General features: G+C 43.4%; 7 protein-coding genes. 4 read left to right on the forward strand and 3 right to left on the reverse strand.

The window, feature by feature from the left end; genetic code table 11:
* The first annotated feature begins 82 nt into the window (after positions 1–82).
* Positions 83–490: a DUF2061 domain-containing protein gene (locus ASV53_RS21395; RefSeq protein WP_062691840.1), complete on the forward strand. Its 408-nt coding sequence runs from the start codon at positions 83–85 to the stop codon at positions 488–490.
* 106 nt (positions 491–596) lie between these two features.
* On the opposite strand, the gene ASV53_RS21400 is transcribed toward ASV53_RS21395, so the two are convergent.
* Both ASV53_RS21400 and ASV53_RS21405 read right to left on the reverse strand, forming a co-directional pair.
* Complete coding sequence (locus ASV53_RS21400; RefSeq protein ID WP_094958597.1) at positions 597–1,595, reverse strand: M48 family metallopeptidase; 999 nt, start codon at positions 1,593–1,595, stop codon at positions 597–599.
* A complete protein-coding gene (locus ASV53_RS21405) occupies positions 1,592–2,743 on the reverse strand; it encodes a YjgN family protein (protein ID WP_094958598.1) in 1,152 nt (383 codons plus the stop codon). The genes ASV53_RS21400 and ASV53_RS21405 overlap by 4 nt, the downstream gene beginning before the upstream one ends.
* A gap of 310 nt (positions 2,744–3,053) precedes the next feature.
* Between ASV53_RS21405 and ASV53_RS21410 the strand changes: the two genes are divergently transcribed.
* Positions 3,054–3,959, forward strand: a complete 906-nt coding sequence (locus tag ASV53_RS21410; RefSeq protein ID WP_083541012.1) for a bifunctional helix-turn-helix transcriptional regulator/GNAT family N-acetyltransferase — start codon at positions 3,054–3,056, stop codon at positions 3,957–3,959.
* A gap of 97 nt (positions 3,960–4,056) precedes the next feature.
* On the opposite strand, the gene rraB is transcribed toward ASV53_RS21410, so the two are convergent.
* Complete coding sequence (rraB, locus tag ASV53_RS21415; RefSeq protein WP_062691835.1) at positions 4,057–4,458, reverse strand: ribonuclease E inhibitor RraB; 402 nt, start codon at positions 4,456–4,458, stop codon at positions 4,057–4,059.
* A 537-nt stretch (positions 4,459–4,995) separates the two neighbouring features.
* On the opposite strand from rraB, the gene ASV53_RS25590 reads away from it, so the two are divergent.
* A complete protein-coding gene (locus tag ASV53_RS25590; RefSeq protein ID WP_157072684.1) occupies positions 4,996–5,169 on the forward strand; it encodes a hypothetical protein in 174 nt (57 codons plus the stop codon).
* Between the two features lie 213 nt (positions 5,170–5,382).
* Positions 5,383–6,828: a YfcC family protein gene (locus ASV53_RS21420; RefSeq protein WP_062691834.1), complete on the forward strand. Its 1,446-nt coding sequence runs from the start codon at positions 5,383–5,385 to the stop codon at positions 6,826–6,828.
* Positions 6,829–7,295 lie beyond the last annotated feature (467 nt).

A 7,295-nucleotide genomic window follows, 5' to 3' on the forward strand; every position in this document is an offset into this window, starting at 1 on the left:
CTATTAATATAATAATTACAGTCACTTTTAACTATCAAAAAATAAAGGTAATAATAGCGGCATAAAGAACGAGGACACCACCATGAAAAAGACCATTAGTTTTGCCGTTATTCACTTTACTGTTGCTTTCAGTGTTGCTTACCTACTGACTGGTGACATTTTGATCGGTAGCTTGATTGCGATGATCGAGCCTATGGTTAATACGGTGGCGTTTTACTTTCATGAAAAAGCATGGCAAACCAAAGCACTCAAAAAATCTCATTACAGTGCCCCCGTTAGTAAAACAATCAGCTTTGCGGTTGTTCACTTTACCGTCGCCTTTACTGTTGTGTACCTGCTTACTGGGGATATTCTAATTGGCAGTGTAATGGCTATGATTGAGCCAGCCATTAATACCCTTGCTTACTACTTTCACGAGCGTGTTTGGCAGAAGAAAGAACATCAACAAGCTTCTGTTAGCCTATTTGATGCAATGGCTTGCCAGCATTAATACCCTCAGATTTACGCAGTTTAAGCGCACAAAAAAGGGCAACGCAATTTAGCATTTCCCTTTTTGTTTAAACTCCCCGCCTAAACAGATTCCTTTAACGCCTCTATCACTCGCCAAGTCTTTCTATTCGCGTTTCTAATGCAGGGTGAGTGTTCATCCATTCAGGTAATTCATTGGCAATACCATTAGGCGTAATGAACAATTGCAACATTTGCTGCATCGGTTCTGTTGTGCCATATAAATCGAACATCGACTTAACTGCGAACTCATCAGCCTCTAATTCCGCTTTTCGTGAATACCCTTGCGTGACAAAAAAGACCCCAGCCCCACTATAAGTGTCAACAAGCCCAGTACTTTCGCCCGTCAATACCGCAACCGAAGCTGACAGTAATGACGATCGCACTATCGACTTCATTACATGCTGGTAATGAAGGTGCCCCAACTCATGAAGTAAAATACTGTCCAGCTGCTCCGGCGTTTTAGCAAGTGCAACCAAAGCATCAAATACAACAATTGAACCATCACTCAAGGCTAACGCATTTGGCCTTGCATGCCAGCGGCGAAAATGTAGCTGTGGTTTAACTGGCATAGGGGGTAACTGTGCCACCATAGTGTGAAAGCGTTGCTTAATCAGCGCTTGCTGTGCCACGCTCAATTCACTAGGCGTTAATACATTATCATCCAATGTCTGCATGACATGCTGACCAACCAGCACTGGCACTTGTTGCGGTAAAGCTTTAACTATACCGCTAGTTAACCAAGGAATACCGTGAGTAAAAAATAGCGCAAAGAGTAATCCCATCAATACGAGGCTACTGGCGATCGCGGGTAAATTACGTTCAACCCTATGAAGCCAAGTCCGCTCTCTTGCTTTCAATACCCCTTCCAGCAACTGGGAGTCATCAGGTATAAACTGTGAACCATCAGGAAAAGAAAGCCTAATTGGCAATCGCCCTAGCGGCTCATTGATATTCACCGTCTCCAATAACAACACTTGATGGCCTTGGGCCGTGCTTAATTGTAAACGCCCTTCAGACAGCAACATCACACTCGCAGCGAGTTTGTCTGCGCTACGCGGTGGATGACAAAACCCTTTGATAATCATCCTATACCTATATTTAAATCAAAGGCTTCAGCAAGTTCATCCGCTACAGCAGAAGACGCATTAAGCGTATCACCTTCAACAGTTAACGCATTGAGATCGCCCTGAACGGCAGTAACAGAGGCTACATACTTTGCTGTTCGCACCATCACCCAAGGGCGAGCAAACCCAACGGAAACTACCAATAATATAAAATTAGAGAGCATTAATGTGATAAGTCCCTTTGTTGTCATTCGGGAAATCAGTCCATATTCTGCAGTTTCTTTGATGCTTATTTCAGAAAAAATGTAATTACGTAACCGAGCCTGAATAAAGCCGCTGGTGATAAGCATGATCAAAATAAAGACGATATAACTGCTAAAAATTGCGAATATCATAGTGAAATCGCCGCCATTGGCTGCGATCCCCTCTCCAGAATTAGAAATATCATGGAACGAGTACCCGAAGAGCGCAATACCAGTACCGACCATCAGCGCAGTTAATACCGTAGCCAAAACAGCACCTTGTAGATATGTTGTTACATACTGTTTTGTATCAATCTTGCCGCTAAATGAGCACGAGCCATAGTGATAACCATTAACAAAGTATGATGCTATCTCGGCGCTAACCCAGCAAAATAAGACAAACCCTAATAAAAGGCTTAGCCCGCTGACAATAAGGCCTCCAAGCCATGAACTTCCCCCAATTGCCGCTGAAATAAGTAAACAGCACGCAATTAAGACAGCGCAAATCAATGGCCAGAAAAGAAAAACGTTATAGGCCGATTTTACAGAGCCCGTAAAATTGAAATGAACATTACGAAAGCTCGTCATTCGTGCATCAAAGCGTGTATTACTATGGATTAACCAGGGTGCTAACAAGATAAAAATGAGCATTAACAGCAGCGATAATGTAGGGAAAAGCTGATTACAGACAAACCAAATCAATACAAAAAGCATTGCCACCATCCGCCCTTTAAGGATCTGAATAGGCTTCGCGTGGTAATCAAACCGATCACCTGCCAAATCAGTATTGCCGTAAAAGTATTTTTTAGTCCGCACCTTTGCCCATGCAGAGTAAATTCCAATGGTAACGACACTCAGCAGCAAGTTCACAAGCCAAATACCAAAAAATTCACGGCCTTGACCATAAAACTTAATCTGATTATCCATCTTCAATATCCATCCCTAATTTTTCACAATCTGCACAGTGAGGTGCTTTTATTACCCCACTTAACTTAAATATCAGTGAACGGCAAACACACCGACATATCACCTACCGTGGAAGCAATAGGTCACAATAAAAAGCGAGAAATGAATAATGACACCCCACAACCCGCTAATAAGCGTCTATGGGTAATATTGGAAGATAGATCTCGATGTTAGTCGATAAATTCAAGCTGAAGCACATTAGCGCATCCCTTGACTTTGTTGCGAACCACAACTACATTTAGTTGCAATCCGCAACCATAAAGAGAAAAATATGCAGCCACAGCAACTTCGTTTGTTATCACGCCAACTTGTTCGTCAACTAGGTATGCTTGACTGCTATTGCGGATCATTCAAACTGACCCCAGCTCAAGCCCATGCACTCATCGAGTTAGAACAATCCCCTTGCACCGTCAATCAGATGGCTCAAAAGTTAAATATCGATAAATCAAATGCTAGCCGTACACTTGCCATTTTACTGAACCAAGGGCTAGTACAAACAACAGTTAACCCAGACGATAAACGTAGCCAACTCTCGCAGTTAACGCCAACAGGCCAGCAAACACTCACCGCACTTCACCAACAATTAAACCAACATATGCAAAATATTTTGGATCAAATGGAGTGCGATGAAGTTAATCAGCTAGAAAGTAGTTTATACCGTTATTGCCGCTCAATCAGTGCCGCAGAAAATCAACAGGGCTTCACTTTACGTACCATCACGCCCGAAGATAACCCTTCTGTCGCCGCCGTTATTCGACGCGTATCCTCTGAATATGGCTTAACCGCAGACAAAGGGTATGGCGTTGCAGACCCTACATTAGACTCCATGTATCAAGTTTATGCAGATAAGAAAAACCACTACTGGGTGATAGAAAAAGATCATCGAATTTTAGGTGGAGGCGGCGTCGCATCGTTAGCGGGATCGGATAATCTGTGTGAATTGCAAAAAATGTACTTTCTGCCACAACTTCGCGGTAAAGGATTAGCACGAATGTTGGCAGTAAAGGCATTGAATTTTGCCCGCAAGCAAGGCTATAGCGGCTGCTACTTAGAAACTACAGAAAACCTCAAAGAAGCGGTTGCTTTGTACCAGTCATTAGGATTTGTGACTGTACCGCATGCATTAGGAGACACAGGTCATGATGCGTGTGAAGTACGAATGCTAAAAACATTTTAGTCCAGGGAGGCAATGGAAAACATATCCCACCATATTGCAGAGACAAAAAAGTCGGCTATATAAGCCGACTTTTGATACGTAAAACTGTGAAACGCGATTACTCGTCGTCTTCTTCACCGTCTTCGTCTTCATCTTCACCCGACTCGAAGTATGTACCCCAGCCGTCGTAATCGATGTTGTGCTTTTCAGCAAGCTGGATCATTTTGTCCGCTTGCTCATCAATAAGTTCTACTTTAAGTGCAGATTCCATTACGGCATCAAAACAAACAACTTTACCGCCACCATCTTCAGGCGCCAGTTCAAGCTCTTCTGCTTCCATCACCTCATAGCCCATCTTGAATGCCTCAACAGCTGCAGCTTCAAGTTCTTCAAAGGTATCCGCTGAGAAGTGGTGCTCAATCGTGTAAAGCGCTTCAGGCTCGCTGCCATCTTCTAAGATAGCGGCAATAATTTCGCGAGTCTCTTCCTTCTGCTCTTCAATCAGTTCTGCATAAGACATGGGGTAACTCCAACTATGGAATAAATTTGCTGGCAAATATCGCATGGATTTAAACGAATTACCATCCTGTTAATGTTACGGGAAGGTAAAATTGATTTTGATCAAAGAAATTGTCGATTTCTTAATGCACTAAGCTGCTTTAGTCCCATTTTTACGAGTGAATAAAGTTTCAGCTTATGCAAAAACACGTCATGCCATAAATGCGTAATTCAGAAGAAAAAACGCATAAGAAAACGAAGATGTTATAAAACGCAGGCATAAATTATCGTAATTATGCGATTTTCAGGCTGAAAATTAACATTCTGGTGAATATTCACCCAACTTTTAAGCTGAGACAAAAAACATATTCATCCATTAATTAACGAAAAATACCCTAACACACAAACTGTGTGGTTATTTACGCCAAAACAGCCTTCTGAAAAAGTGTGAACGGCTGCAAAGTTACCTACTTAGTAGCAGATTACAATCACCCCGTCCAAAGAGATATGACTCGGTGGCAACGACCAACCGGGCACTAAAATAAAGAGAGATACGATCATGAGTAAGTTCACTATCGATACAGGAGTTCGCCATGTCTGCCGACGCAACCGACTCCGCCGTTCTCGAGGCGCACTCGCTCCATTCACCCACTCTGATCATAGTGTGCCGTTGCCTTTCGAGGTATTGGCTAACGATAAAGGGGTGACAGAGCGTTCGCGCACCATGTCATAACTTCAATAGCCGATCACCCATTCGCTTCGATGTTACCGAATAAGTAACTCAAGCAAATATGGTTATGAGCATATAGCTCATACACCAAATTAATTTCCAATAATACGTTTTACTGAACGCGACTGTTCAGGGAGCCCTTTTGCGCCTACTTCGATGTTCGGCGTGCTGGATCACACCCATACACCACCACAATATGGGTGCAAGGAGATAAAAATGACGACTCAAACGGTACAACAAGAAGAGAAAGGCGGCTTCTTTGCCAACTTTAAATTCCCTTCTGCTTACACCATTCTGTTCGGCCTCATTGCGTTTGTCGCACTGCTAACCTGGATTGTTCCAGCGGGTCAGTATGATCGCGTAATGAATGAAGATCTTGGCAAGGAAGTGCCAGTAACCGGCACCTACCATGCAGTAGAAAACAACCCTCAAGGCGTGATTGATGTTCTTATCGCACCGATTGATGGCTTCTACGACCACAACACTTACGAAGCTGCTGCAATCGATGTTTCATTATTCATTCTTGTTATCGGTGGCTTCCTTGGTCTTGTGACTAAAACAGGTGCTATCGACGCAGGTATCGAACGTGTAACCGCTCGCTTACAAGGGCGAGAAGAAATGATGATACCTATCCTGATGGCATTGTTTGCTGCAGGCGGTACTATCTACGGTATGGCTGAAGAATCATTACCTTTCTACACCTTACTTGTTCCGGTAATGATGGCGGCACGCTTTGACCCAGTTGTTGCAGCGGCAACAGTACTACTGGGTGCTGGTATCGGTACGCTTGGCTCTACTATTAACCCATTCGCAACAGTAATCGCAGCAAACGCCGCGGGTATCCCATTTACAGATGGCATCATGCTTCGTGTTGCTATGCTGGCTATCGGTTGGGTAATTTGTGTTGGCTACGTAATGCGTTATGCAAAAATGGTTCGTGCTGACAAAACTAAATCTATCGTTTACGACAAGTACGAAGAGAACAAAGCACACTTCCTAGGCAACCAGTCTGGTGAAATGTTAGAGTTCACAACATCACGTAAAATCATTCTTGCTATCTTCGCTGCATCATTCGGTGTGATGATTTACGGTGTATCTGTTGCTGGTTGGTGGATGGCTGAAATTTCAGGCATGTTCCTAGCATCAACAATCGTCATCGGTCTGATTGCCCGCATGAGCGAAGAAGAATTCACTTCAAGCTTTATCGACGGTGCTCGTGACCTACTGGGTGTTGCACTTATCATCGGTATCGCACGTGGTATCGTGGTAATCATGGACCGCGGTATGATCACAGATACAATCCTGTTCGCAGCTGAAAGCACAGTAACAGGTCTGTCTTCTATCGTGTTCATCAACGTAATGTACTGGCTAGAAATCGTACTATCATTCTTAGTACCTTCTTCATCTGGTCTTGCTGTTCTAACCATGCCTATCATGGCGCCACTTGCTGACTTCGCAGGCGTTAGTCGTGACCTAGTAGTAACGGCTTACCAATCTGCATCAGGTATTGTAAACCTAATGACTCCTACATCAGCGGTTGTTATGGGTGGTCTGGCTATCGCACGTGTTCCTTACGTTCGTTGGGTTAAGTGGGTAGCTCCACTACTAGGTATTTTGACTGTACTTATCATGGTTATGCTAAGTATTGGCGCAATCCTTTAATCAAGACAGCTTTATCTTCATCCCCAAAAAACCGCCTTCGGGCGGTTTTTTTTCATTTGTACAACCGCATGACAGCCCGCAACTTCCAATCTCTATTGAGAGAGTAAACCAGCGAGACTTCAGAACATACGTAAAAACCTAACCATGCTTACCGCGGTATCAAGAAAGGCAAGCACATGCAAAATATAGCGTTGCTAAATCATGCCATGCTGTCGCAGGTTTTTAGACTCTCCTAGTCATGCTCCTTTCTCTTTCACATATTCACTGATGCCTCAGTCAACCTCTCTCAACCAAAGATAAGAGATCGGATGAGTGAGGTGAGGGTTACATGCAATAACAGGCCATGCAGTAGCGGGGCTAAGTGAAGGGATCTACACGCCTGGTTCATTCCATTTATTAAAGACTTTATTCACTTAAATAATGAGAATCTATTGCGAACAAGATAGAAATAGAAATCTGCTTTAAAT

Origin of the sequence: Photobacterium sanguinicancri (genome assembly GCF_002265265.1) — a bacterium.
In the GTDB taxonomy this organism is placed as follows: domain Bacteria; phylum Pseudomonadota; class Gammaproteobacteria; order Enterobacterales; family Vibrionaceae; genus Photobacterium; species Photobacterium sanguinicancri.